Below are 25,742 nucleotides of genomic sequence, written 5' to 3'. Positions count from 1 at the left end.
CGCCGCCAGCGCGCGGTAAGGCGGGAGTCCCCATCTTCAGGTCCGCAAGGTGCCGACATCCGGCACCAAAAGGAATTCAGGGCCCTGGAGATTTCTGCATGAACGATCGTATCGACCTCTCGAACCTCCCGTCCTACCGGCAGCCGCGCCGGTCGGTGTTTTCCGCGCGCAAGTTCGCGCTGATGGCCTCGGTCGTCGCCGGTCTCGGCGCGGCCGTTTATGGCTTCAGCCCGTCGACGTCGCCGGCCGACCTGTTTTCCAGCCCGGCGCATGCGCAGGTCAACAACGAGGTCCGCAAGGTCGAGCGTCCCATCGGCTTTGCCGACATCGTCGAGCGCGTGAAGCCCTCGGTGATCTCGGTCAAGGTCAACATCAAGGAGAAGACCGCCAGCAACGATGACGGCGACGATTCGTCCTCGCCGTTCCAGCCGGGCTCGCCGATGGAGCGTTTCTTCCGCCGCTTCGGCGGTCCGGATGGCATCCCAGGCCTGAAGGGCGGCGGTCGTGGCCGCGTCGTGCAGGGCCAGGGCTCCGGCTTCTTCATCTCGGCTGACGGCTACGCCGTGACCAACAACCACGTGGTCGACGGCGCCGACAAGGTCGAGGTCACCACCGACGATGGCAAGACCTACACCGCCAAGGTGATCGGCACCGACCAGCGCACCGACCTCGCGCTGATCAAGGTCGAGGGCAGCACCAACTTCCCGTTCGCCAAGCTTGCGGATAGCAAGCCGCGGATCGGCGACTGGGTGCTCGCGGTCGGCAATCCCTTCGGTCTCGGCGGCACCGTGACCGCGGGCATCGTCTCCGCCAGCGGCCGCGACATCGGCAACGGTCCGTATGACGATTTCATCCAGATCGACGCGCCCGTGAACAAGGGCAATTCCGGCGGTCCTGCGTTCGACACCAACGGCGAGGTGATGGGCGTCAACACCGCGATCTACTCGCCCTCCGGCGGCAGCGTCGGCATCGCGTTCTCGATTCCGGCCAACACGGTCAAGAGCGTGGTCGCGCAGCTCAAGGACAAGGGCTCGGTCAGCCGCGGCTGGATCGGCGTGCAGATCCAGCCCGTCACGTCCGACATCGCCGACAGCCTCGGCATGAAGAAGGCCGAAGGCGCGCTGGTGGCGGAGCCGCAGGCGAACGGTCCGGCGGCGAAGGCCGGCATCGAGTCCGGCGACGTGATCACGGCGGTCAACGGCGAACCCGTCAAGGATGCCCGCGAGCTCGCCCGTACCATCGGCGGCATGGCGCCCGGCGCGTCCGTGAAGCTCAACGTGCTGCACAAGGGCCAGGACAAGGTCATCAACCTCACCCTCGGCCAGCTGCCGAACACGGTCGAGGCCAAGGCCGACACCGACAATGACAGCGGCAAGGGCGCCAGCAAGGGCACCGACGTGCCGAAGCTCGGCATGACCGTTGCGCCCGCCAATTCCGTGGCCGGCGCCGGCAAGGAAGGCGTCGTGGTCACCGAAGTCGATCCGAAGAGCGCCGCGGCCGAACGCGGCTTCAAGGAAGGCGACGTGATCCTCGAGGTCGGCGGCAAGAGCGTGGCGACCGCCGGCGAAGTCCGCGACGCCATCAACGCGGCGCGGACCGACAACAAGAACAGCGTCCTGATGCGCGTGAAGAGCGGCGGCCAGTCGCGCTTCGTCGCGGTGCCCCTCGCCAAGGGCTGAGGCCTTCAGGAGGCCCACGAGATGAAGGGTGTCGCCGGCATCAGTCGCCCCCGCCGTCGGCGCCCTTCGGGGAAGCAGCGCAAAGCTGGCTTCCCTCGTCTACCTTCCGGTGGAATTACGCCCCCCTCCGTCGGAAGGCCTAGGGCGGTGAGGTCCCCCCAGCTTCACCGCCCGCCTTTTTCCCGCTTCGAGCTTCTCCCGCTCGGCTTGCATGCGATTGCCGCCCGCGCCATGTTTAGAGAAGGTTGACCTCCTTGATCGCCGCCGAACGCACGATGCGCCTCCTCATCATCGAAGACGACCGCGAATCCGCCGACTACCTGGCCAAGGCGTTTCGCGAGGTCGGACACATCGCCGACCACGCCGCCGACGGCGAGGAAGGCCTCGCCATGGCCGAGAACGGCGAGTACGACGTGCTGGTGGTCGACCGCATGCTGCCCAAGCGCGACGGCCTGTCCCTGATCGGCGCCTTGCGCGACAAGGGCAACACCACACCGGTGCTGATTCTCTCCGCGCTCGGGCAGGTCGATGACCGCATCAAGGGCCTGCGCGCCGGCGGCGACGATTATCTGCCAAAACCCTATTCCTTCGCCGAGCTCTTGGCCCGCGTCGAAGTGCTGTCGCGCCGCCGCGGCGGTCCCGCCGAAGAGACGCTCTATCGTGTCGGTGATCTCGAACTCGATCGGCTCTCGCATCGCGTCGCCCGCGGCAAGGACGAGCTGACGCTGCAACCGCGCGAATTCCGTCTGCTCGAATATTTGATGAAGCACGCCGGCCAGGTGGTGACGCGCACCATGCTGCTGGAGAACGTCTGGGATTATCATTTCGATCCGCAGACCAACGTCATCGACGTGCACATCTCGCGGCTGCGCTCCAAGATCGACAAGGGCTTCGAGCGGCCGCTGCTGCACACGATCCGCGGCGCGGGATATATGATCCGTGACGGCATTCGGTAAACTCGTCCGCACCACGGCGTTCCGGCTGACGCTGGTCTATCTGCTGCTGTTCGCGATGTTCGCGGCTTCGCTGCTGGCCTATTTCGCCTGGAACACGCGGCGGCTGATCACCGAGGAGATCACGCAGACGGTCAATGCCGAGACCTCGGAGATCAACGAGATCTACGGCCGCGGCGGCATGGTTCGCCTGGTGCGCACGATCGAGTACCGCGCACTGCGGCCGGGCGCCAACCTCTACCTCGTGACCACGCCGACGGGCCAGGCGATTGCCGGCAATGTCGGCTCGCTGGCGCCGGGGGTATTGGCGACGCGCGGCTGGTCGGAGACGGCCTACCGGCGGATCGAGGACAGTGATGACCGCGATCATCGCGCGCTGGTGCGCGTCACCGAATTGGAGAACGGCTTCCGGCTTCTGATCGGCCGCGACCTTGCCGAGCGGCGGCGCCTGTTCGGCATCGTCGCCAAGGCGGCGCAGTTTTCGGTGCTGATCGTCGTCGTGCTCGGCCTCGGCGGCGGCATTTTCGTCGCACGGCGGGTGCTGAGGCGCATCGACGCGATGACCGGTACGGCGCAGCGCATCATGACCGGCGATCTCAGCGAGCGCCTGCCCGTGGGGCGCAGCGGCGACGAGATCGACCGCCTCGCCGAGAACCTCAACGCCATGCTGGAGCGGATCGAGGCGCTGATGGCGGGGCTGAAGGAGGTTTCCGACAACATCGCCCACGACCTCAAGACGCCGCTGACGCGGCTGCGCAATCGCGCCGAGGAGGCGCTGGCGAAATCGGGCTGCGAGGCGGATTATCGCGCCGCGCTGGAGCGGACCATCGAGGAGTCCGACGGGCTGATCCGGACCTTCAACGCGCTTCTGATGATCGCGCGGGCGGAATCCGGACAAGCGCGGGGCAACATGGACGACTTCGACGCCGCGGAGGTCGCGGAGGGCATCCACGAGCTCTACGAGCCGCTCGCCGAGGACGACGGCATGACCTTGAAGGTCAGGTGCGAGCCGACACCGGTTCATGCCAATCGGGAGCTGATCAGCCAGGCGCTCGCCAATCTCGTCGAGAACGCGATCAAATACGGCAAGCCCGCGGCACCGACCGCGGGAACCGTGGTCAGCATGGACGCAAGGCAAATCACGATCGAGGCGAGGCGCGATGGCGACCACGTGCTGCTCAGCGTCACCGATCGTGGTCCGGGGATCCCCGAAGCGGATCGCAAGCACGTCATCGAGCGATTCGTGCGGCTGGAGGCCAGCCGCACGCTGCCGGGCTCGGGCCTCGGCCTCAGCCTCGCCTCGGCGGTTGCGACGTTGCACGGCGGCGAATTGCGCTTGGGCGATGCCCATCCCGGCCTCGTCGCCACGCTCGTGCTGCCGGCGCGCGCGGGTGCCGGCGACAGGGTTGCTCCGCCAATACCGGATGTGCCACAGAAGGTGGCATGAACCACTCCGCGCCGGGAAACGCGGACAAGCATGGTGAGAGGCTGGCCGCACGCTTCGCGGAGGCTCCCCATATTGCCGCTTCCGCAATCGACGAAGGCCGTTTCGAAAGCTGGCTGGCTGAGCTCGAGCCGGCACAATCGGCCCGTCTCGAAACGCACCTGGGCCATCCCTTCGCCCGCGACATCCTCGCCGGGATCGCGGAATTTTCACCCTATCTGTTCGATCTCGTGCGCGCCGATGCCTTGCGCCTGATCCGGCTGCTCGACTGCGATCCGGATGTGCATCTGGCGGCGCTGGTCGCGGAGGCGCGCAGCGCGGTGCTCGCGGCCTCGGATGAGGCCGAGGTGATGCGGCTGCTCCGCCGCATGAAGGCGGAAGCTGCGCTCCTGATCGCGCTGTGCGACATCGGCGGTGTCTGGCCGGTGATGCGGGTGACGGCGGCACTGACCGATGTCGCGGTGTCCTCGGTGCAGGCGGCGCTGCAATATCTGCTGCGGCAGGAAGCCGCACGCGGCAAGCTCTCACCGCCCAATCCCGAAGCACCCGAAGAGGGCTGCGGCCTGATCGTGCTCGCGATGGGCAAGATGGGCGCGGGCGAGCTGAACTATTCCAGCGACATCGATCTGATCGTGTTCTTCGATCCCGATGCGACGACCCTCGCGCCCGATATCGAACCGCAGCCGTTCTTCGTCCGCGTGACGCAAGGCATGGCGCGCATCCTGCAGCAGCGCACCTATGACGGTTACGTCTTCCGCGTCGATCTGCGGCTGCGGCCCGACCCGTCCTCGACGCAGGTGGCGATCTCGCGGGACGCCGCGCTGAACTATTACGAGCGGGAAGGGCGCACCTGGGAGCGCGCCGCGATGATCAAGGCGCGGGCCTGTGCCGGCGATCCCAAAGCGGGCGAGGCATTGCTCGCCGAGATCGCCCCGTTCGTCTGGCGCAAGCATCTCGATTTCGCAGCACTTGCCGACGTGCACGACATGAAGCGGCAGATGCAGACCTATCGCGGCCAGAGCGAGGTCGCGGTGGAGGGCCACAACGTCAAGGTCGGGCGCGGCGGCATTCGTGAGATCGAGTTCTTCGCGCAGACCCAGCAATTGATCGCCGGCGGCCGCCATCCGGAATTGCGGGTGCGGCCGACGCTGAAGGCGCTCGACGTGCTCGCCTCCAGCAACTGGATCACTGCGGCGGCGCGCGACGAGCTGACGACCGCCTACGAATTCCTGCGCCGGGTCGAGCATCGCCTGCAGATGATCGCCGACGAGCAGACCCACACGCTGCCCGAGGACAAGCAGGCGGTCGAGCGCTTCGCATGGTTCTTCGGCTATCAGAATCGCGAGGCCTTTGCGCGCGACCTCTTGCACCAGCTCCAGATCGTCCAGGGCCACTACGAAAAACTGTTCGAGGGCGACGACCCCACCGGCACGGCCAAGCTGCCGGCGCTCGACTACGGTGCGGGCCCCGACGATCCGCGCCTGCTGCAGCACCTGGCGGCGCTCGGCTTCAAGAAGCCGGCCGCGGTCGCGCAGACGGTGCGCGACTGGATCACCGGCGATTATCGCGTCTTCCGCGTTGAGGCGACGCGAAGCGCCTTCGTCGAGTTCGTGCCGGCCCTGATCGACGGCCTTGCCCATGCCGAAGAGCCGGATCGCGCCGTTGTTTCGTTCGATCACTTCCTCGGGGCGCTGCAGCGGGGTGGCCGGCTGATCACGCTGCTCGGCCAGAACCGCGATCTCGTCGCGCTGGTGGCGCTGGTGCTGGGAGCAGCGCCCCGGCTCGGCGACATGCTGGCGCGGCAGCCTCAGCTCATGGACGGCCTGATCGATCCGCGCTTCTTTGGGGCCATGCCCGACAGGCAGGAATTGTCGGGGCGGCTCGCGACAACGGTGCAGGACGCCGGTTCATACGAGGAGTTCCTCGATCGCCTGCGCCTGTTCGGGCAGGAGAGCCTGTTCCTGATCGGCACGCGCATTCTCTCCGGCACCGTCTCGGCGCAGCAGGCGAGCACGGCCTTCGCCGACGTCGCGGAGGGAATCGTCCACACCGTGCACGGCCTCGTCGCCGACCGCTTTGCCGCCCAGCACGGCCGGATCAAGGGCCAGGAGACCGCGATCATCGCGATGGGCCGGCTCGGCAGCCGCGAGATGACGGCCTCGTCCGATCTCGACCTGATCCTGCTCTACGATTTCGACAGCGACAATCCTGACTCCGATGGGACGAAATCGCTGCAGGGTGCGCATTATTTTGCGCGGCTGACCCAGCGCCTGATCAGCGCCTTCACGACACGCACCAATTACGGCGTGCTCTACGAGATCGACATGCGGCTGCGGCCCTCGGGACGCGCGGGCCCGGTGGCCTCGAGCCTCACCTCGTTCGCGGACTACCAGGCCAACGAGGCCTGGACCTGGGAGCACATGGCGCTAACGCGTGCGCGCGTGGTGTCGGCGTCGCCCGAATTCCGGGAACGGATCGAGCGCGTCATCCGCGATGTCCTGACTCGCCGCCGCGACCCCGCCATCACCGCCAACGACGTCGCCGACATGCGGCGCGCAATCGCGCAGGAGAAGGGCGAGGCCGATTGCTGGGATCTCAAGCACGCCGCCGGCGGCATGGTCGATATCGATTTCATCGCGCAATATCTCCAGCTCGTGCATGCGCACGACAAGCCCGAGATTCTCGACGTCAGCACGCTGCAGGTGCTGGAGAATGCCTGCAGGATCGGCGTGCTCGCGCAATCGGAGACGGAGATCCTGCGGGCCGCGGCGCGGCTCTATCACGACCTCACCCAGATCCTGCGCCTCTGCGTCAGCGAGCGCTTCAAGCCGGAAACCGCCGGCACCGACCTGCAGCGCGTCATGGCGCGCGCCGGCGACGCGCCGGATTTCTCCTCGCTCGAGGCACGGGTGAAGGAGACGCAAAGCGAGGTGCGGCGCGTATTCAGGGCGCTGCTGGAAGGGTCATAGCCTGCTTCAGCGCCGTAATGGCCTCGCGCACGTTGGGCTCCAGGCCGGCACCGCCGGCATCGAGATGGGCGAAGATCGCGCGCTTCATGCGGGGATCCCAGAACTTCCTGATGTGCTCGGCAATACCAGGCACGTCCTTGTCATGGCCCTGGCTGCCGAAGAACTTGCCGATCTGGTTGGCCATGTAGATCAGGCGGTCAGGCGACATCGGCAACCTCCGTGGCATGGCGCACGACGATCCGGCCGCCATGCGAAAACACTTCGAACCCGTCCTGGCGGGCAATGGCGATCAGCGTGATGCCGGCGGCCTCCGCCGTGCGCACCGCGAGTGCGGTCGGCGCGGATACGGCGACCATCACCGGCGCGCCGATCGCGGCGGTCTTCTGCACCATCTCGACCGAGACGCGGCTCGTCAGCAGCACCATGCCGCCGCGCGGCTCGTTGCGGCTGCGGGCGAGGGCGCCAGCGAGCTTGTCGAGCGCGTTGTGGCGGCCGACATCCTCGCGCAGCGCGACGATTTTGCCTGTAGGAGACCAGAACGCGGCGGCGTGAACGGCGCGCGTCTGCAGATTGATCGATTGCAGCGGCGCGATGGCCTGCATCGCCGCCATGACCTGCTCGGGCGTGAAGGTCTGCCCGTTCGGGACGATCGCCGCGGGCCGCACCGCTTCGGCGATGGACTCGACGCCGCAAATGCCGCAGCCGGTGGGACCTGCGATGTGGCGGCGGCGCTGGTTGATGTGCGCGGCATCTTCCGACGCGAGCCACATGCGCAGCTCGATGCCGTCGTCGAGGCGGACCATTTCGAGCGACTTGATGTCGTCGACCGACTTGACGATGCCTTCGCTCACGCTGAAGCCGATCGCAAAATCCTCCAGGTTCTGCGGCGTCCCCATCATGACGGCGTAGGTGCCGCCATTATAGGTGAGCGCCAGCGGCGTCTCCTCGGGAACGAAACGCGTTCCTTCCGAGGCTGCGCCGTTGCGCCAGATGTCGCGATCGATGGCATGGACTGCTACGTGCATGCGCCTTACTCCGCGGCTTCGGCCGGTACGATGCGGCGGGATTGGCGCGCCTGTGTATCATAGGCCTTCTGCCAGTCGGACGGGCCGTTCGAGGGCGAGACCTGCACCGCCGTGACCTTGTATTCGGGGCAGTTGGTTGCCCAGTCCGAATAGTCGGTGGTGATGACGTTGGCCTGCGTGTCCGGATGGTGGAAGGTGGTGTAGACGACGCCCGGCGCGACGCGGTCGGTGATTTCCGCGCGCAGCGTGGTCTCGCCGGCGCGGCTCTTCAGCCGCACCCAGTCACCGTCGCGCACGCCGCGCTGCTCGGCATCATGCGGGTGGATTTCGAGGCGGTCCTCGGCGTGCCAGACCACGTTCTCGGTGCGCCTTGTCTGCGCGCCGACATTGTACTGGCTGAGGATGCGGCCCGTGGTGAGCAACAGCGGATAGCGCGGGCCGGTGCGCTCGTCGGTCGCGACATATTCGGTGACGACGAACTTGCCCTTGCCGCGGACGAAGCCGTCGATATGCATCACCGGCGTGCCCTCGGGCGCCTTGTCGTTGCAGGGCCATTGCACCGAGCCGAGCTCGTCGAGCTTGGCATAGGAGACGCCGGCGAAGGTCGGCGTCAGCGCCGCGATCTCGTCCATGATCTCGGAAGGGTGGCTGTAGTTCATCTCGAAGCCCATCGCCTTGGCAAGGCCGATGGTGACCTCCCAATCGGCCAGGCCGTTCTTCGGCGTCATCACCTTGCGGACGCGCTGGATGCGGCGCTCGGCGTTGGTGAAGGTGCCGTCCTTCTCGAGGAAGCTCGAGCCGGGCAGGAAGACGTGGGCGTAGTTCGCGGTCTCGTTCAGGAAGAGGTCGTGGACGATGACGCATTCCATCGCCGACAGCGCCGCGACCACGTGGCTGGTGTTGGGATCGGACTGTAGGATGTCCTCGCCCTGAACGTAGATCCCCATGAAGGTGCCTTCGACCGCGGCATCGAACATGTTGGGGATGCGCAGGCCCGGCTCGGGGTTGAGCTTGACCTTCCACAGCGCCTCGAACTGGTCGCGCACGGCATCGCCCGAGACGTGGCGATAGCCGGGCAACTCGTGCGGGAACGAGCCCATGTCGCAGGAGCCCTGCACGTTGTTCTGGCCGCGCAGCGGGTTCACGCCAACGCCGGGACGGCCGATATTGCCTGTGACCATCGCAAGGTTCGCGATCGCGATCACCGTGGTCGAGCCTTGGCTGTGCTCGGTGACGCCGAGGCCGTAATAGATCGCGCCGTTGCCGCCGGTGGCGTAGATGCGGGCAGCTTCGCGCAGGTCTTTCGGATTGACGCCGGTGAGGATGGCGGTGGCTTCGGGGCTGTTGTTCGGCTGGGCGACGAAGGTGGCCCATTCCTCGAACTCGCTCCAGTCGCAGCGCTCGCGAACGAAGGCTTCGTTGACGAGCCCTTCGGTGACGATGACATGCGCCAACGCGGTCATGACTGCGACGTTGGTGCCGGGCATCAGGGGCAGGTGCAGCGCCTTCACATGCGGCGATTCCACCATCTCGGTGCGGCGCGGATCGATCACGATCAGCTTGGCGCCCTGGCGCAGCCGCTTCTTCAGGCGCGAGGCGAACACCGGATGGGCGGAGGCCGGGTTGGCGCCGATGACGACCACGACATCGGTGTCCTCGACCGAGTCGAAATCCTGCGTGCCGGCGGAGGTGCCGAAGGTGGTGGCGAGCCCATAGCCGGTCGGCGAGTGGCAGACGCGGGCGCAGGTATCGACATTGTTGTTGCCGAAGCCGGCGCGGATCAGCTTCTGCACCAGATAGGTCTCTTCGTTGGTGCAGCGCGAGGAGGTGATGCCGCCGATGGCGTCGCGGCCGTATGTCTTCTGGATGCCGCGCATCCTGGCGGCGGCAAACGAGAACGCCGCGTCCCAGGACACTTCGCGCCAGGGATCCTCGATCCGCTCGCGGATCATGGGCTTGAGGATGCGCTCCTTGTGGTTGGTGTAACCCCAGGCGAAGCGGCCCTTGACGCAGGAATGGCCGCGATTGGCCTTGCCGTCCTTGTAGGGCACCATGCGCACGACTTCCTCGCCGCGCATCTCCGCCTTGAAGGCGCAGCCGACGCCGCAATAGGCGCAGGTGGTGACCACCGAATGCTCGGGCTGGCCGATCTCGATCACGGACTTTTCCGTCAGCGTCGCGGTCGGGCAGGCCTGCACGCAGGCGCCGCAGGAGACGCATTCGGAGCCCAGAAAACTCTCGCTCATGCCGGGCGAGACGCGGCTGTCGAAGCCGCGGCCGGAAATCGTCAGCGCGAAGGTGCCCTGCACCTCCTCGCAGGCGCGGACGCAGCGCGAGCAGACGATGCACTTGGAGGGATCATAGGTGAAGTACGGGTTGGACTCGTCCTTCGGCATCCAGTGGTCGTTGTCGCAGCCGTGGGACTTGCCAGGTGTCTTGGCGAAGACGTGGTTCTCGCCCTCATAGCCGTAGCGCACGTCGCGCAGGCCGACGGCGCCGGCCATGTCCTGCAATTCGCAATCGCCGTTGGCGCCGCAGGTGAGGCAGTTGAGTGGATGGTCGGAGATGTAGAGCTCCATCACGCCCTTGCGCAGCTTCTTGAGCCGCTCGGTCTGGGTGTGCACGACGAGGCCGTTCATCACAGGCGTGGTGCAGGAGGCCGGCGTGCCGGCGCGGCCCTCGATCTCGACGAGGCAGAGCCGGCAGGAGCCGTACGCGTCCACCATGTCGGTCGCGCAGAGCTTCGGGATCTGGTGGCCCGCATCCATCGCGGCGCGCATGATCGACGTGCCCTCGGGCACCGTGACCTCTCTGCCGTCGATGGTCAGCGTCACCATCGTTTCCGATTTGGAGCGTGGCGTGCCGTAGTCGATTTCTTCGATCAGAGACATCGTCGTTCTCCTATTCAGCAGCCTGCAGCGTGGTCGGGATGGGTGCGAAATCCTCCCGGAAATGCTTCAATGCGCTGAGCACGGGGTAGGGCGTGAAGCCGCCGAGTGCACAGAGCGAGCCGAATTTCATGGTGTTGCAGAGGTCCTCGACCAGCGCGATGTTTTCATGGACGCGCTCGCCTCTCATGACCTTCTCGATGGTCTCGACGCCGCGGGTCGAGCCGATCCGGCACGGCGTGCACTTGCCGCAGGATTCGACGGCGCAGAACTCCATGGCGAAGCGCGCCTGCCTGCGCATGTCGACGCTGTCGTCGAACACGACGATGCCGCCATGGCCGATCAGGCCGTCGCGTGCGGCGAAGGCCTCGTAGTCGAAGGGGGTGTCGAACAAAGCGCGCGGGAAATAGGCGCCCAGCGGACCGCCGACCTGCACCGCGCGGACCGGGCGGCCGGTGAAGGTGCCGCCGCCGATGTCATCGACGAGCTCGCCGAGCGTCACACCGAATGCCGTCTCGAACAGGCCGCCGTAGCGGATGTTGCCGGCGAGCTGGATCGGCATCGTCCCGCGCGAGCGACCCATGCCGAAATCGGCATAGGTCCTGGCGCCCTCGGAGAGGATGAAGGGGATCGCGGCAAACGACAGCACGTTGTTGATGACGGTCGGCTTGCCGAACAGGCCGTGATGCGCCGGCAGCGGCGGTTTTGCACGCACGATGCCGCGGCGGCCTTCGAGGCTCTCCAGCAGCGAGGTCTCCTCGCCGCAGACATAGGCGCCGGCGCCGACGCGGACTTCGAGATCGAAGGTTTGCTTCGAGCCGCCGATCTTGTCGCCGAGATAGCCGCCGCGCTTCGCAACCAGAATGGCGGCGTTCATCGCTTCCACGGCGTGCGGATATTCGCTGCGAATGTAGATATAGCCCTTGGTCGCGCCGACAGTGAGGCCGGCGATGGTCATGCCCTCGATCACCAGGAAGGGATCGCCTTCCATGATCATGCGGTCGGCGAAAGTGCCGCTGTCGCCTTCGTCGGCGTTGCAGACGATGAACTTGCGGTCGGCCTTGGCCTGCGCGACGGTCTTCCACTTGATGCCGGTCGGAAAGCCCGCGCCGCCGCGGCCGCGCAGGCCCGATGCGGTGACTTCGGTGAGGACCGCATCCGAGCCAAGCGACAGAGCCCGCGCGAGGCCCTTGTAGCCGCCATGGGCGCGGTAGTCGTCGAGCAAGCGCGGATCGATCACGCCGCAACGGGCGAAGGTGAGGCGGGTCTGGCGCTTCAGCCAGGGGATCTCGTCGGTGGCCCCGAGCCGCAACAGATGCGGCGTGTTGCGGGCGAGCGCGTCGAGCAGCGAGGGCACGTCGGCCGCGGTGACGGGGCCGAAGGCGATGCGTCCCTGCGGCGTTGCGACCTCGACCAGCGGCTCCAGCCAGTACATTCCGCGCGAGCCGGTTCTGACGATCTCGATGGCAACGCCGCGCTTGGCGGCGGCCTGCTCCAGCGCCAGGGCGACCTCGTCGGCACCGACGGCGACCGCGCCGGCATCACGTGAGACGTAGACACGCATGCTCATCGCTGCACCTCCGCAACCAGTGCATCGAGGCGCTTCTGGTCGAGCCGGCCGATCAGGCGGCCGTCGAGCATCGCGGACGGCGCGGTCGCGCAGAGGCCAAGGCAGTAGATCGGCTCCAGCGTGACGCGATCGTCGGCCGTGGTGTTGCCGAGCGACACGCCGAGCTTCGCCTCGGCCCGCGCAGCCAGGGCATCGCCGCCGGCAGCCTGGCAGGCCTCGGCGCGGCACAGCTTCAGAACGTGACGGCCGGCCGGTTTGTGTCGGAAGTCATGATAGAAGGTGAACACGCCATGCACCTCGGCGCGCGACAGGTTGAGCGCTTGCGCCACCATGGGAATCGCCGCCTCCGGCACATAGCCGAACGCCTCCTGAAGCGCGTGCAGGATGACGAGCGTCGCGCCCTCCTGGCCGGCATGTTCGGCGATGATCTCGGCGCCGCGCGTCTCGTTCCAAGGCTCAAAAACCGCTGTCATTCTTCGTTCTCAACCAGAGCGTTTCCTTCGCCGCAAACTAGTTGGAATCATTCGCAGATCAATAAAGCTGTCCCGTGCTGCGATTGCGGATTCCGATCGATTTGCAACCGCGATTGATTGATACGGATTGGTAATGAAAGTTGGATCGGCTGCCGGTTTTTACGTGTTGGTGCAGGCCCGGCGTGCTAACTTGCATGCCACGATGGAATTCGAGGGGACGACCGGTTGATTGACAAGCTTGAGCTATTGCTGGCGTTGGCCAAGGAGCGACATTTCGGACGCGCGGCCGAAGCCTGCGGCGTAACGCAACCGACGATGTCGACCGGGCTCAAGCAGCTCGAGGAAATTCTCGGCGTGATGCTGGTCCAGCGCGGCTCGCGCTTTCAGGGATTTACCCCCGAAGGCGAGCGGGCGCTCGACTGGGCGCGGCGGATCGTCGGCGATGCCCGCGCGATGCGCGACGAGATCAACGGGCTGAAGCATCAGCTCTCCGGCGAGATCCGCATCGCGGCGATCCCGACCGTGCTCGGCATGGTCGCCGCGCTGACGACGCCGTTCCGCGCCAAGCATCCCGAGGTGCGCTTCCGCATCCAGTCCACCACCTCGTCCGAGGTGCTCGGGCTGCTCGAAAATCTCGAGGTCGATGCGGGACTGACCTATATCGAGAACGAGCCGATCGGCAAGGTGCGCACCATTCCGCTCTACAACGAGAGCTACCGCCTGCTCACCGCGCCGGACGCGATGTTCGGCGACCGCGAGACGGTGACCTGGACCGAGGTCGGGCAGGTGCCGCTGTGCCTCTTGACGCCCGACATGCAGAACCGCCGCATCATCGACCGCGCGCTGCGATCGGTCGGTGCGGAGGCGACACCGACGCTGACGTCGAACTCGCTGCTGGTGCTGTTCACGCACGTCAAGACGGGACGCTGGGCGAGCGTGATGCCGGCGAAGCTCGCCGAGACGCTCGGCCTGTCCGACACCGTGCGGTCAATTCCGATCGTCGATCCCGAGGTCAATTACAGCATCGGCATGGTGGTCCCGCAGCGCGATCCCATGACGCCGCTGATCGCAGCGCTGGTCAACGTCGCGCGGGAAGTCGCGCCGACGCTGCAATTGTAGGGGCTAGGCGGGAGGGCCTGAGCAAGCGCCTCGTCCTTCGAGACGCCCGCTTCGCGGGCTCCTCAGGATGAGGCTCCGTTGTATCGGTGTTCGTTGAAACTGCTGCCGCGTATTCCGCCCTCATCCTGAGGGCCCGCCGGAGGCGGGCGTCTCGAAGGATGGCCGCAGGCGAGCTTCCCGCCGTGCGCTACGCCGCAGCCGATATCCCCGACGCGGCCTTGATCGCATCGCGCGGCAGGGTCACGCGCACGACGGTGCCGACGTCGATCTTCGAGCGCAGGCGCATCGAGCCGCCATGGAGCTGCGCCAGCGAGCGGGCGATGGCAAGGCCGAGGCCCGAGCCGTGATAGGTCTTGGTGAGCTGGCTCTCGACCTGCTCGAAGGGACGCCCGAGCCGCGCCAGCGAATGCGGCGCGATGCCGATGCCGGTGTCGGCGATCATCAGCACGATCCTGTCGTCGAGCTGCCGGCTGCGCACCACGACGCGTCCGCCGTCGGGCGTGAACTTCACGGCGTTGGAGAGCAGGTTGACGATGATCTGCTTGGTGGCACGGCGGTCGGCGACGACCGAGATGGATTTTGCGATGTCGGCATCCAACTTCAGGTGCTTGTCCTGTGCGCGGCCGGTGACGACCCGCAAGGATTCGGCCAGCGTCTGCGCGAGGTCGAGCTCTTCCATGTCGAGCTTCATGCGGCCGGCCTCGATCTTGGACATGTCGAGGATGTCGTTGATGACCTCGAGCAGATAATGGCCGCTGGTCAGGATGTCCTGGCAGTATTCCTGGTACTTCTCGCTGCCGAGCTCGCCGAACATGCCCGAGCCCATGATCTCGGAGAAGCCGATGATGGCATTGAGCGGCGTGCGCAGCTCGTGGCTCATATTGGCGAGGAATTTCGACTTGGTCTGGTTGGCTTCCTCGGCGCGGGTCTTCTCGCGCTGATACTTTTCCGCGAGGTCGGCGAGCTCGACCGCCTGGCGCTCCAGCGCGGCCTGCGAGCGCTTGAGGTCGATGACGGTGGCGCGCAGGCGCAGATCGTTGTCGACCAGCTTCTGCTCGTGCTCCTTGATGCGGGTGATGTCGGTGCCGACCGAGACGTAGCCGCCATCCTTGGTGCGGCGCTCGCTGATGTGCAGCCAGCTGCCGTCGTCGAGCTGCGCCTCGAAGGTACGCGCGCCCGGGCCTTGGGCCGCAGTCTCGTTGTGGCGGGTGCGCACCTCCGGCATGCGGCCGACCTCGAGCACGGTCTCGTAGGAGGTGCCGGGGATGACGGCGGTGTCCGGCAGCTTGTGCAGGCGCTGGAAGTGCGAGTTGCAGAGCACCAGGCGGTCGCTCGCATCCCACAGCACAAAGGCCTCCGGAATGGTCTCGATCGCGTCGCGCAGGCGAAGGTCGGCTTCCACGGTCTTTTCGGCAAGGCTCTTCTGCTCGGTGATGTCGACCGCGATTCCGATCAGGTGCACGCTGGAATCCGTGGCGCCGCGGGTCTTCTCGCAGCGGACGCGGAGCCAGATCCAGTGGCCGTCGACATGCTGCATGCGGAAGGTCTGGTCGATGTGGTCGATCTTCTCGGAGATGAGCTGGTCGGCAATCTCGAACAGGTCGATGTCGTCGGACTTCACCAGCGCGTTGACCTCGCCGAAGGTGAGGAGCTCGTGACGGCCGTCGAGGCCGAGCATCGAGAACATCGACTGCGACCAGAAGATCCGGCCGCGCGACAGGTCCCAGTCCCACAGCCCGCAGCGGCCGCGGTTGAGCGCGGTGTCGATGCGGCCGCGCACGGCGTCGTTGATGAGATCGCCTTCGCGGGCGCGGGTCGACTGCCAGTGGAAGGCGAAGCCGAGGATCAGGACGACGAAGCCCGTGGTCGCCGACAGCGTCACCGAGAGCGCGGCGTCCGAGCCCCAGATCGGCTCGTTGCGCTCCTGGATCACGGTGACGAAGCCGGGCAGCGACTTGATCTGCCGCGAGGTCGCCATCGCCGCGTTGCCGCTCGGCAGCGTCATGTCGGCGATGTTGCCGTCGCGCGGCGGCGCTGCGATCAGCTGCGCGGTCGTGATCGCATCGAGCAGGCGGTCGTTGCCTGAGGGATCGCTGTCGGCCGGGATGCGGGCGAGGATGCGGCGGTCGATGCCGGCGGAGGTGACGATGACGTGGCGGCCGGAGGCCGTGGCCCAGGACGGAATGAGATCGGGCAGCAGCGTCGGCAGGCTCTCGATGTTCCTGAGCCGCTCCTGACGAACCGAGGTGAGGCGGTCGATGCGCTCGGCGAGCAGGTCGGCGAGCGCCGAAATGTCGTGGCGGACCACCAGTCGCTTCTGGCGCGTCTGATCGACCACCTGCACGAACGCGCCGAGGCAGATCGTGATCAGGAAGGCGATGATGAGCGTCGGCACGGCGCGGCGCAGCGCCGGCTCCGCGATCAGGAGCCGGTGATAGGCAGGTTTCGCGATCGATTGCGCCAATCCCTTGATCGAATCGGATTGGACGCACGCGCTCGCGGCGTCTGCGCGCGACATGCCTTCGGCCCCCTGAAAACCAGCTTGCAACTGAGGTCCGGAAGCAGCCCCACATCGCTTCCGAATCACACCGATTTGAATCCAGTTTTCGCGGGCTGTCGAGAGTCAACGAATCGTTAACGCGAAATTATTCTTATCCAACGCGCAGTTTATGCATCGCGCGTCCGCAAACTCACGGACGCGAGGAGTCCGAAACGAGAACGTGTGACTCGCCGCGCATTCTTCATCACGCGCGCGGCGGCTCGGCGTGGCTGATGACGCGCTTCACGCTCGGGAACGCGCGCCGCAACGCGCGCTCGATCGCGTCGACATGCTCGTGCACCTTGATCACGCTCATCGACGGTGCCGCGCGGCAGTGGAAGTTGACGATCTCGCCGGCGTCGGTGTTGCGGACCCGCACATTGTGGATGTCGTGGATCTCGCCTTCGCCGGCGAACTCGGCCAGTGCGGCGGCGATGGTCTGCACCCTCTCGGGCGCGGCATCGACGCCGAACGGCAGTTCCGGTTCCAGCGGCTCGATGTGAACGTCGACCTCGACGTCCTCGCCGAACTCCTCCTGGATGTTGCGCTCCAGCGTGTTGGCGACGTCGTGGGCGGCCTCGAGTGCCATGTCGGCATCGACCTCGAGGTCGATGCTGACGATCAGCTTGGCGCCAAGATCGTGCACCGTGACGTGGTGGACGGCGAGGGCGGAATTGCGCGCGATCACCATGATGCGGTCGCGCACGGTTTCGTTGTCGCGCGCGACGGGCACTGCGGCGAAGGTGAGGTCGGCATCGCCGAAAGCCCTGGCGACGGCGGCCTGCGCGTTGCGCTTGATGTCCTCGACGCGGTCGATCGGATAGGTTCGCGGCACCTTCGCGATGGTGTCGATGAACGTGGTCGCTCCGACCATGCGCACGCGCAAGCGTTCGACGTCGATCACACCAGGCACGCCGCGGATCGCGGCTGTGGCCTTCTCCTGCGCGCCTTCGGGCGCGCGATCGACCAGCGTCTGCACGGTCGAGCCGGCCATGCGCAGGCCGAGCGCTGCGATCATCACGGCAACGGCTGCGGCCGCCGCGGCATCGCCCCACCAGAAGCCGAGCCCAGCCAGGATCAGGCCCACGATCACGGCGCAGGAGCCCATTACGTCCGAGGCGAAATGCAGCGCGTCCGCCGCCAGCGCCTGGCTCCTGGTCTCGCGCGCGGCACGATGCAGGGCGCGGGCGCGCCAGAGATTGACGGCGATATCGATCACCAGCACCACGAACGGCACGGCGGAGATGGTCGGCGGCGGGGTTCCCTCGCGCAGCCGGCTATAGGCCTCGACCAGGATGCCGCCGGCGAGCACGTAGAGCAGGGCGGTGACCCCGAGCGCCGAGACGCTTTCCAGCTTGCCATGACCGTAATGGTGCTCCTCATCCGCGGGCTTGTCGGAGACCCGCACCACCGCCCAGGTGATGATGGTCGCGACCAGGTCGATCGAGGAATGCAGGGCCTCGGAGATCAGCGCCAGCGAGCCGATCGCGATCCCGACCACGAATTTGGCCGCCGCCATGCCGCCGCTGGCGAAGATCGAGATGGCCGCGACCGAGGTCTTGTTGTGCTGGGAGGTCATGGCGGGGATTTAGCAGCCCATGGCTGAACATCAAGCGCCGATCCACAGCTGTAGTCGCGAGTGAGTTGCAGGAGCGTTCTACGCCTTGCTCCGGCCAAGTAGGGTGGGCAAAGGCGCGTTAGCGCCGTGCCCACCATTCGTCCGCGATGGATACAGAGATCGTGGGCACGCTTCGCTTTGCCCACCCTACGGGACCGCTGTCCGCGCCCTCACACCGTCACCACGATCTTCCCCAGATGCTTGTTCGCCTCCATGTGCGCGAACGCCTGGTCGATGTCGCCGAACGCGAACACCTTGTCGATCGGCAGTTGCAGCTTGCGCGATTCCACCGCGCCCCAGATGTCCTTGCGGACCTCGGCAAAGATCTCGCGGACCTCCTCGATCGTGCGGGTGCGGAAGGTGACCCCGACATAGTCGATGCGGCGGGCCGCGTGCAGGTCGAAATTGAAGTCGGCGTGGGTGCCGCCGAGGCGGCCGACATTGACGATGCGACCCTTCACCTTGGTTGCGGCGAGGTTCTGATTGGCGACCTTGCCCGAGACCTGGTCGACGATGAGGTCGACGCCTTCGCCGTTCGTCGCCTTCAGCACCTCGTCCACCCATTTCGGATCGGAGCTGTCGACGGCGAGGTCGGCGCCATATTCCTTCAGCCGGCCGCGGCGAGTGGCGTCGGTGGACGAGCCGATCACGAGTTTTGCGCCTTTGAGCCTGGCAATCTGCATCGCCATCAGGCCGACGCCGGAGCTCGCACCTTGGATCAGCACGCTCTGTCCTGCCTGCACGCCGCCAACGGTGACGACGGCGTTGTGCATGGTCGCGAGCGCGACGGGGAGGGTGGCGGCCTCCTCGAAATTCATGTTCGAGGGCGCGTGGAACAGCCGGCCGTGATCGGCCAGCGTATATTCGGCGAAGGCCGCACCGCCCGAGCCCATGATGCGGTCACCGACTTTGACACCCTTCGCGTCGGGCCCGAGCTCGGCAACCTCGCCGGCCCATTCCATGCCGAGCACGGTGCCGACGCCGCCGGCCGCGCCATGGGCGTGGCCCTTGCGCATGCCGGTGTCGGCGCGGTTGAGGCCACAGGCGCGGACGCGGACGAGCACCTGCGTGCCCTTCGGCTTCGGTTGAAGGATGTCGGAAATCCTCGCGCCTTCAGGGCCGTAGACGTAGGCTTTCATGCAATACTCTCACGTGTTGCAGTGATTATTCCGCTGCTTCGCGTTGTGGCTGAACGATCATCCCCTCCAGCCGGCTGCGAATGATCGCCTCCGCCTCGCGCACGATGCGGGAGACGAGTTCGGCACAGCTCGGGATGTCCTGGATCAGGCCCTGCACCTGGCCGGCCGACCAGATGCCTTCGTCGGAATTGCCGGTGGCATAGACCATCTTGCCGCGGGCGCCGGCAACCAGCTCGCGGATATCCTCGAACTTGGCGCCTTCCTTCTCCATCGCGACGACCTTGGTCGAGACGGCGTTCTTGGCCACGCGCGAGGTGTTGCGCATGGTGCGGAAGATCAGCTCGGTCTCGCGCTCGTCATTGGCGACGATCTTCTCCTTGATGGACTGGTGGATCGGGCTCTCCCTGGTGGCCATGAAGCGGGTGCCCATGTTGATGCCCTCGGCTCCCAGCGCCAGCGCCGCGACGAGGCCGCGGGCATCTGCGAAGCCGCCCGAGGCGATCATCGGGATCTTGATCTTGTTGGCAGCGGCCGGGATCAGGATCAGGCCGGGCGTGTCGTCCTCGCCGGGATGGCCGGCGCATTCGAAGCCGTCGATCGAGATGGCGTCGACGCCCATCCGCTCGGCCGAGAGGGCGTGACGGACGCTGGTGCATTTGTGCACGACCTTGACGCCGTGCTTCCTGAACTCGTCGACGTGCTCCTGCGGCTTGTTGCCGGCGGTCTCGACCACCGTGATGCCGCTCTCGATGATCGCGGCGCGGTACTCGGCATAGGGCGGCGGCTTGATCGCCGGCAGGATGGTGAGGTTGACGCCGAACGGCTTGTCGGTCAGGTCGCGGCAGCGCGCGATCTCCTTGGTCAGGTCCTCCGGCGTCGGCTGGGTCAGCGCCGTGATGAAGCCGAGCGCGCCGGCATTGGCGACCGCCGCCACCAGCTCGGCCCGTCCGACCCATTGCATGCCGCCCTGAACGATCGGGTGCTGGACGCCGACGAGCCTGGTGAACCGTGTCTGCAACATGATCTGTTTCCCCCGCGCCCGGCGTGGCGCTCTGTTATCCATTGACTGGCGGGGAGGATGCCGCCGGGGGTGGGAAAAGTCTATTGCGCCGCCGGGCGGGGCGACCATGCGGAAGGCGAGGAGATTCCGCAGGGCGGACAATTGGCGTGCGCTGCTGTCTGCACAAGCCTTTGCTCAAGACACCGTCGTCATGCCCCGGCTTGACCGGGGCATCCAGTACGCCGCGGCGTCTCGGCTCTAGCCTCGCGGTCTCTGGAATACTGGATTGCCCGCCTACGCGGGCAATGACACCGAGTATGGGGCGAGGAGCTACTTCGCCGACAACCGCACCATCTGGCGCCTGCCGTTGATTTCCTTGAGGCTGTTGACGAAATTTTCCGGGCGTTGCCAGCGATGGGGCACCTTCAATCCCATGAACTCGGCGATGTCGCCGATGAAGCCGGTGCAGTTCACGGTCTCGGCGTTCCAGACCGGAGAGCTGGCCTGCAACTCCTTGATGTAGGCGAACACACGCTTGGCGTCGGCTTCGTTCAGGTAGACCCGATAGCTCGCGGTCAGATATTCCGGATCGAGATCACCGTAGCTGGCACCGGTCTCGGATGGCACAAAGGTGATGTGACCGAGCACGTAAGCGAGCGTGTCGCCGGCCGGCGTCAGGCCCGCAACCTCGACGGCCTTCTCGCTGGTCTTGCCGTACCAGACGAAGGCATGGCCCCAGCTCGCGGCCGTGCGGGCGCGGAAGTCGACGTAGTAGGGGCCTCTCTCCGCACGCGCGACGGAGCGCCGCGTCGATTGCGGCTGAGGCCGCGCGGCGGCGTCGGTCGTAGCAGGCGCGTTCGCATCGGCAACGCGCCTGTCGGCTTCGTGAGCCGAGGCCGAGGGCGTCGTGCACGAGAGCATAGCCGCAAGCGCGAAGCCCGCGAGGATGCAGGATCCCGATCGACCAGCTTTGTTCGTCACGTTATTCCCCCTCGACCATCGGCCGCAAATGTCTCGCGCGGACTTCGCTGCGCGTCAGTAACGCGCCGCGACCGGGCCCGGCGCCTTGCCGATCGGGGCCTTTCCAACCGGGCTCTTGCCAATCGGCATCTTGCCGATCGGTGCTTGCTCGGCCGGGTAGACCGGCACGGGCTGGCGGCGCGGCAGATCCGCGGCGTTCGCGGCCGTCGCAAGAGCAAGCGTGGCACCCAGAGCAAATACAATCTTCTTCACAGCGATACCCCTAGAAGGTTTGGTCCAAACACGGTCATGCCGTGCCCCCAGACACGCCTCCCAAAAGGGCGACCGAATGCGTCCAAGTTGCGGCGCGCACGGGACATGTTGGCGGCATTGATCGGGCGCGCGGAGATGTGATGTGTCTGGATGTTTCCGGGGGGCGGGTCGACGCTGCGGCCTACGAAAGAGTCACCCGATCCGATTCAAACTATTCCGGATCGTCGCGAAGATGCCACCGATGTCCTTGCGAAGTGCATCGAGCGCGTTGAAATTCTCGAAGACGCGGGCGAGGCGGTCTTCGACTTCGCGCTTGCTTCTGGTCAGCATGTCGACGCGCGAGGCCAGCGTCATGCCGGCGCTCGCCTCGATCTCGCCGACGGTTTTTACCAGGAGATCGCGGGTGGCGCCGACCTCGGCGATCATGGCCTCGATGCCGAACACCGGCGCCTTGAGCGGGATGAGGTCGGCCTGCGACTTCGACAGCTCGGCCTTGAAGGCGTTCATCGTCGCCAGCGTCTCCTGCAGCGCGCCGAGGCGCTGGCGCGACTGGAGCACGAAATCGTTCAGCGCGTTCTGGCGGTCGGTCAGGGTCTTGCCGTCCGCATCTGTCTCGACATCGGCGATCGCGCGTTCGAGCTCGACCCGGCGCTGGCTGAGCTCCTCGAAATCGAGCCGGATCCCTTTCAAGACGTTGAAATTGTCGTCGATGCGGGCGAGGCGCTGCTCGATCACGATCTTGTTCTGCGACAGCGTCTCCACGCGGGTGGGAAGCGGCGCCTCGCCGCCCGTCTCGAGCTCGTCGATGCTTTTTTCGAGGCGGTCATGGCTGAGGCTAAGCTCGCTGATCAAGGCATTGATGCCGGTATCGGTCGAGCGCAGTGGCGCCAGCTCCGCGTGAGATTTCGCCAGATCCTCCTTGTACCGGTTCAGGGTCGCAAACGTCTCCTGGACCGCGCTCACCCGTGTCAGCAGTCCTGAGACGTCGCGTGCGATGTCCTTGAGCCGGTCGGCGAGGTTGTTCTTGCGGTCGTCGGTCTCGAGGTCGTGCAGGGCGCGTTCGAGCTGGTTCTGGCGGTCGCGGATCTCGGTGAAGACGGGCTCGACCGCACGGCGCTGCTCGGCGACCTTGCCGACCATCTCGCGCAGCGCCTGCTGGCGGCGGCGGATTTCGGCGAGCTGGTCGTGCATGTCGGTGGATTCGTTGCGGCCTTGCTGGAGCAGGGCGCGCCGCTCGGTCTCGCCCAGCTTGTCGTGGAGGGCGGAAACCGCTTCCCGGGGATCGCTCTCGATCAAATGCTGGACGGTGGCATCGAGGTGGTTTTGCAGGGCGTGGGCGACCACGACGTCCTCGCGGGTCCTCCTGAGGCGATCGCGGAGCGTCTTCAGGCTGCGGTCCTGCCGCGAGAGCCGCCAGGCGGAGCCGGCGATCAGGGCCAGGGCAAGGACAGGGATGGCGCCGGTGGCAATGCGCTGCGGCACGGACAGGCCTGCGAACCAGGCGGGCAGGTGGGCAATGTCGTAACCGAACGCCTGCTGGGCAAAGACTGCGATGACGGCGAGCAGGGCGATCCAGGCAACCAGGAAAAACAGCCACATCGTGAATTCCTCACGCCGGCGCACTCCTGTGTTGCTATTGAAGAGCGGAACCGAGATCAAGAGGCCGGGGCGACGCGGGACGTTTGTGGCCAAACGATCCACAGCCGGCTCGGGCTCGGCGGCGCACGGGGAGAAGCCGGATTATCCGAAATTCGGCTTGGTGCTGACGGGGCCGCTGGCTCGCCCGGGGGCGCGCAGCACCGGGATCCCGTCAACGCCAGGCGCTGCGGAAAGATGCGAGGTGGCGCGCACGTCGCTGTGCCGGCCCGCTTGCACCCAGGCCAGCCGCGAGCGCCAAGACGAACCAACGTGCCCTGGGCTATTGCTTCCCGAGCAGGTTCGACCGGATCTTGTCGGCGAACCAGACCACGAAGATCGCGGCGAACGAGAGAGCGAAGTACAGGGCCGTCCACAAAAGCGCGTTGCCGGCATTCGTCATTGCGTCCTCCCTTGCATCAGAAATCAATTTTGCCGGGGAGGATAGCGTTGGCCGCGACGGCCGATTTGCGCCGGATCAATTTTGCTGCGCTGCGGCGGCGAAAGATTACAGTCGAAACTCGTTGGTGAGCTCGCCGATGCCGTCGATCGCGACGGTCACACTGTTCACGGGCTCCTTCATCACGCCGACGCCGACAGAGGTACCCACCGCGATGAGGTCGCCGGGCAGCAAGGTCATGTCGTGGGAGATCCTGCTCACCAGCTCCTGCGCGCTGAAGATCATGTCCGAGATCGGGTAGTTCTGTCGCTCCGCGCCGTTGAGGATGGTGCGCACCGTGAGTTTTGCGGGATCGAGACCGGTCGCGATCACAGGGCCGAACGGGCCGTAATCGTCGATGCCCTTGGCACGGGCCCATTGCGGGAAGGTGGGGTCGCGCGTCAGGATGTCGTTGGCGGTGATGTCGTTGACGCAGGTGTAGCCGAAGATGAAGCCATCGGCCTCATCAGGCGAGACGTGCGCGCAGGTCCTGCCGATGACGATGCCGAGCTCGCCCTCGTAGGTCGTCTTGCCGTCGTAGTAAGAGGGGCGGCGGATCACGGCGCCGGGTGCGGCGATGCTGGTGGTGGCCTTGAGCAGGTAGAGCGGCTCCGGCGGTTCGGGCTGGTTCAGCTTGGCCGCGAGCGCATGGAAATTATTCCAGAGCGCGACGATCTTGCTGGGCACGCAGGGCGCAAGCAGCTCGACCTCCGACAGCGCGAGTGTCTTGCCGGTGCTGGCATTGCGGCCGAACATCTCGCCCTCGTGCAGGCTGATGCCCGATGACGTCAGCGTGCCGAAGCCCGTGGTGCCGGCATGGCGGAAGCGCAGCCATTTGGTCGCGGTTGCCATCACGCCACCGCCAGTGCGCGCGGATCAGCCGGCGTCGAGACGCCGTCATAGAGGCCGGCGATGCGGGCGCGCTGGGTCACCATCGCCAGCACCGAGTCGAGCGCAGGCGTCGGGATGCCGGTGAGCCTGCCCATCTCCTGCACGACGGTGACGAGCGGATCGATCTCCATCGGGCGGCCGCGCTCGAGATCCTGCAGCATCGAGGTCTTGTGGGCACCGACCTTGCGGGCACCCTCGATGCGGCGCTCGACGTCGACGCGGAACTTGACGCCGAAGGTCTCGGCGATGGCTTGCGTCTCCACCATGATCGCGCGCGACAGCGCGCGCGTGGCGGGATCGGTGCAGATCACGTCGAGCGTGGCATGGGTCAGCGCGCTGATCGGGTTGAAGCAGACATTGCCCCAGAGCTTCAGCCAGATCTCGTCGCGGATGCGGTCGAGCACGGGGGCTTTCAGGCCGGCCGCGACGAAGAGATCGGCGAGCCGCTGCACGTCGGAGGTGATCTCGCCCGAGGGCTCGCCGAGCGGAAAGTTGTTGCCGTAGACGTGGCGGATCACGCCGGGCGCCTCGATCTCGGTGGCGGGATAGACGATGCAGCCGATGGCGCGCTCGGCCCCCAGCTCGCGCCACTGCCGTCCGCCGGGGTCGATGCTCTCCAGCGTCGAGTTCTCGTATTGGCCGCCGTGCTTGTAGAAGTACCAGTAGGGGATGCCATTGACGGCGGTGACGATGCGGGTGTGGGGCCCGAGCAGCGGCTGCATCTTCTCGATCACGCCGGTGATCGAATGCGCCTTCAGCGTGATGATGATGAAGTCCTGCACGCCGAGCTCGGTGGGATCGTCGGTGCAGCGCGGATGAACGGTGTGCTTCTCCTCGCCCGCGAGCAGCGTCAGGCCGCGCTCGCGCATGGCGGCAAGGTGCGCGCCGCGTGCGATCAGGCCGACGTCGGCGCCCGCGCGCGCGAGCTGAACTCCGAGATATCCGCCGATCGCGCCGGCGCCGTAGATGCAGATCTTCATGAAATCCTCGCGGGACCAATTTGGTAGTTGGGTGGATCGATCGGGCCATAGGCTCCCTGCACCTCTCCCGCTTGCGGGAGAGGTCGACGTGCTCGAAGAGCGCGGCGGGTGAGGGCTCTATCCTCTTGGGGAGTCTCGCTGGCGGAGA

19 protein-coding genes are annotated in these 25,742 nt (G+C 66.4%); 5 read left to right on the top strand and 14 right to left on the bottom strand.

What is annotated here, in order from left to right; translation table 11 throughout:
• Window positions 1-98: 98 nt before the first annotated feature.
• The 4 genes from ACNJYA_RS25685 to ACNJYA_RS25670 all read left to right on the top strand — a co-directional run bounded on the left by ACNJYA_RS25685 (window position 99) and on the right by ACNJYA_RS25670 (window position 7,045).
• Entirely contained in the window at window positions 99-1,679 is a 1,581-nt protein-coding gene (locus ACNJYA_RS25685) for a Do family serine endopeptidase (RefSeq protein ID WP_212256912.1), read from the top strand.
• Between the two features lie 275 nt (window positions 1,680-1,954).
• The gene (locus tag ACNJYA_RS25680; RefSeq protein ID WP_036035209.1) at window positions 1,955-2,635 is read left to right on the top strand and encodes a response regulator transcription factor; all 681 of its coding nucleotides are present in this window, start codon (window positions 1,955-1,957) and stop codon (window positions 2,633-2,635) included.
• Window positions 2,619-4,079: an ATP-binding protein gene (locus ACNJYA_RS25675; RefSeq protein WP_439400935.1), complete on the top strand. Its 1,461-nt coding sequence runs from the start codon at window positions 2,619-2,621 to the stop codon at window positions 4,077-4,079. The genes ACNJYA_RS25680 and ACNJYA_RS25675 overlap by 17 nt, the downstream gene beginning before the upstream one ends.
• Window positions 4,076-7,045 carry a bifunctional [glutamine synthetase] adenylyltransferase/[glutamine synthetase]-adenylyl-L-tyrosine phosphorylase gene (locus ACNJYA_RS25670; protein WP_439400934.1) on the top strand — a complete coding sequence of 990 codons (2,970 nt, stop codon included), beginning with the start codon at window positions 4,076-4,078 and terminating at the stop codon, window positions 7,043-7,045. Before ACNJYA_RS25675 ends, ACNJYA_RS25670 begins: the two co-directional genes overlap by 4 nt.
• On the opposite strand, the gene ACNJYA_RS25665 is transcribed toward ACNJYA_RS25670, so the two are convergent.
• The 5 genes from ACNJYA_RS25665 to ACNJYA_RS25645 are packed head-to-tail and all read right to left on the bottom strand — an operon-like array spanning window position 7,020 to window position 13,001.
• A complete protein-coding gene (locus tag ACNJYA_RS25665) occupies window positions 7,020-7,253 on the bottom strand; it encodes a formate dehydrogenase subunit delta (protein WP_172784251.1) in 234 nt (77 codons plus the stop codon). The two genes, ACNJYA_RS25670 and ACNJYA_RS25665, sit on opposite strands and share 26 nt — an antisense overlap.
• Window positions 7,243-8,070 (bottom strand): formate dehydrogenase accessory sulfurtransferase FdhD, encoded by an 828-nt coding sequence (gene fdhD, locus ACNJYA_RS25660; RefSeq protein WP_439400933.1) that lies wholly within the window; start codon window positions 8,068-8,070, stop codon window positions 7,243-7,245. Before fdhD ends, ACNJYA_RS25665 begins: the two co-directional genes overlap by 11 nt.
• Before the next feature lie 5 nt (window positions 8,071-8,075).
• Window positions 8,076-10,961, bottom strand: a complete 2,886-nt coding sequence (gene fdhF, locus ACNJYA_RS25655) for a formate dehydrogenase subunit alpha (protein WP_439400932.1) — start codon at window positions 10,959-10,961, stop codon at window positions 8,076-8,078.
• Window positions 10,962-10,971: 10 nt separating this feature from the next.
• Window positions 10,972-12,528, bottom strand: coding sequence for a formate dehydrogenase beta subunit (locus tag ACNJYA_RS25650; RefSeq protein WP_439400931.1), 1,557 nt, complete (start codon window positions 12,526-12,528; stop codon window positions 10,972-10,974).
• Window positions 12,525-13,001 carry a formate dehydrogenase subunit gamma gene (locus tag ACNJYA_RS25645; protein WP_439400930.1) on the bottom strand — a complete coding sequence of 159 codons (477 nt, stop codon included), beginning with the start codon at window positions 12,999-13,001 and terminating at the stop codon, window positions 12,525-12,527. The genes ACNJYA_RS25650 and ACNJYA_RS25645 overlap by 4 nt, the downstream gene beginning before the upstream one ends.
• Window positions 13,002-13,226: 225 nt before the next feature.
• Here ACNJYA_RS25645 and ACNJYA_RS25640 point away from each other — a divergent pair, with 225 nt between their 5' ends.
• Window positions 13,227-14,120: a LysR family transcriptional regulator gene (locus ACNJYA_RS25640; protein ID WP_172784256.1), complete on the top strand. Its 894-nt coding sequence runs from the start codon at window positions 13,227-13,229 to the stop codon at window positions 14,118-14,120.
• A gap of 187 nt (window positions 14,121-14,307) precedes the next feature.
• Here the strand turns inward: ACNJYA_RS25640 and ACNJYA_RS25635 are convergent, their stop codons facing one another.
• From ACNJYA_RS25635 to ACNJYA_RS25595, 9 genes are all read right to left on the bottom strand, one after another.
• Complete coding sequence (locus tag ACNJYA_RS25635; protein WP_172784257.1) at window positions 14,308-16,638, bottom strand: PAS domain-containing sensor histidine kinase; 2,331 nt, start codon at window positions 16,636-16,638, stop codon at window positions 14,308-14,310.
• A gap of 226 nt (window positions 16,639-16,864) precedes the next feature.
• Entirely contained in the window at window positions 16,865-18,238 is a 1,374-nt protein-coding gene (locus tag ACNJYA_RS25630; protein WP_439400929.1) for a cation-efflux pump, read from the bottom strand.
• 209 nt (window positions 18,239-18,447) lie between these two features.
• On the bottom strand, window positions 18,448-19,416 hold the full coding sequence (locus ACNJYA_RS25625; protein ID WP_439400928.1) for a zinc-binding dehydrogenase: 969 nt from the start codon (window positions 19,414-19,416) through the stop codon (window positions 18,448-18,450).
• Between the two features lie 25 nt (window positions 19,417-19,441).
• The gene (locus ACNJYA_RS25620) at window positions 19,442-20,437 is read right to left on the bottom strand and encodes an NAD(P)H-dependent flavin oxidoreductase (RefSeq protein ID WP_172784260.1); all 996 of its coding nucleotides are present in this window, start codon (window positions 20,435-20,437) and stop codon (window positions 19,442-19,444) included.
• Window positions 20,438-20,746: 309 nt separating this feature from the next.
• Window positions 20,747-21,397 carry a hypothetical protein gene (locus ACNJYA_RS25615; RefSeq protein ID WP_439400927.1) on the bottom strand — a complete coding sequence of 217 codons (651 nt, stop codon included), beginning with the start codon at window positions 21,395-21,397 and terminating at the stop codon, window positions 20,747-20,749.
• 54 nt (window positions 21,398-21,451) lie between these two features.
• Window positions 21,452-21,649 carry a hypothetical protein gene (locus ACNJYA_RS25610; RefSeq protein ID WP_210268228.1) on the bottom strand — a complete coding sequence of 66 codons (198 nt, stop codon included), beginning with the start codon at window positions 21,647-21,649 and terminating at the stop codon, window positions 21,452-21,454.
• Window positions 21,650-21,841: 192 nt separating this feature from the next.
• The gene (locus ACNJYA_RS25605; protein ID WP_439400926.1) at window positions 21,842-23,248 is read right to left on the bottom strand and encodes a hypothetical protein; all 1,407 of its coding nucleotides are present in this window, start codon (window positions 23,246-23,248) and stop codon (window positions 21,842-21,844) included.
• 544 nt (window positions 23,249-23,792) lie between these two features.
• Entirely contained in the window at window positions 23,793-24,575 is a 783-nt protein-coding gene (locus ACNJYA_RS25600; protein WP_439363702.1) for a fumarylacetoacetate hydrolase family protein, read from the bottom strand.
• Window positions 24,575-25,594 carry a 2-dehydropantoate 2-reductase gene (locus ACNJYA_RS25595; RefSeq protein ID WP_172784264.1) on the bottom strand — a complete coding sequence of 340 codons (1,020 nt, stop codon included), beginning with the start codon at window positions 25,592-25,594 and terminating at the stop codon, window positions 24,575-24,577. The genes ACNJYA_RS25600 and ACNJYA_RS25595 overlap by 1 nt, the downstream gene beginning before the upstream one ends.
• Window positions 25,595-25,742: the final 148 nt, after the last annotated feature.

The organism is Bradyrhizobium sp. BLXBL-01 (genome assembly GCF_051853025.1).
Lineage (GTDB): Bacteria > Pseudomonadota > Alphaproteobacteria > Rhizobiales > Xanthobacteraceae > Bradyrhizobium.
Note: the sequence above shows the minus strand (reverse complement) of the source record. Positions and strands in the feature narration are given on the sequence as shown.

Coding starts and splice junctions, on each gene's coding strand:
- ACNJYA_RS25605 (WP_439400926.1), bottom strand. CDS start 23,248: ATGTGGCTGTTTTTCCTGGTTGCCTGGATCGCCCTGCTCGCCGTCATC.
- ACNJYA_RS25665 (WP_172784251.1), bottom strand. CDS start 7,253: ATGTCGCCTGACCGCCTGATCTACATGGCCAACCAGATCGGCAAGTTC.
- ACNJYA_RS25645 (WP_439400930.1), bottom strand. CDS start 13,001: ATGACAGCGGTTTTTGAGCCTTGGAACGAGACGCGCGGCGCCGAGATC.
- ACNJYA_RS25670 (WP_439400934.1), top strand. CDS start 4,076: ATGAACCACTCCGCGCCGGGAAACGCGGACAAGCATGGTGAGAGGCTG.
- ACNJYA_RS25595 (WP_172784264.1), bottom strand. CDS start 25,594: ATGAAGATCTGCATCTACGGCGCCGGCGCGATCGGCGGATATCTCGGA.
- ACNJYA_RS25635 (WP_172784257.1), bottom strand. CDS start 16,638: ATGTCGCGCGCAGACGCCGCGAGCGCGTGCGTCCAATCCGATTCGATC.
- ACNJYA_RS25600 (WP_439363702.1), bottom strand. CDS start 24,575: ATGGCAACCGCGACCAAATGGCTGCGCTTCCGCCATGCCGGCACCACG.
- ACNJYA_RS25630 (WP_439400929.1), bottom strand. CDS start 18,238: ATGACCTCCCAGCACAACAAGACCTCGGTCGCGGCCATCTCGATCTTC.
- fdhF (WP_439400932.1), bottom strand. CDS start 10,961: ATGTCTCTGATCGAAGAAATCGACTACGGCACGCCACGCTCCAAATCG.
- ACNJYA_RS25650 (WP_439400931.1), bottom strand. CDS start 12,528: ATGAGCATGCGTGTCTACGTCTCACGTGATGCCGGCGCGGTCGCCGTC.
- ACNJYA_RS25680 (WP_036035209.1), top strand. CDS start 1,955: ATGCGCCTCCTCATCATCGAAGACGACCGCGAATCCGCCGACTACCTG.
- ACNJYA_RS25685 (WP_212256912.1), top strand. CDS start 99: ATGAACGATCGTATCGACCTCTCGAACCTCCCGTCCTACCGGCAGCCG.
- ACNJYA_RS25620 (WP_172784260.1), bottom strand. CDS start 20,437: ATGTTGCAGACACGGTTCACCAGGCTCGTCGGCGTCCAGCACCCGATC.
- ACNJYA_RS25625 (WP_439400928.1), bottom strand. CDS start 19,416: ATGAAAGCCTACGTCTACGGCCCTGAAGGCGCGAGGATTTCCGACATC.
- fdhD (WP_439400933.1), bottom strand. CDS start 8,070: ATGCACGTAGCAGTCCATGCCATCGATCGCGACATCTGGCGCAACGGC.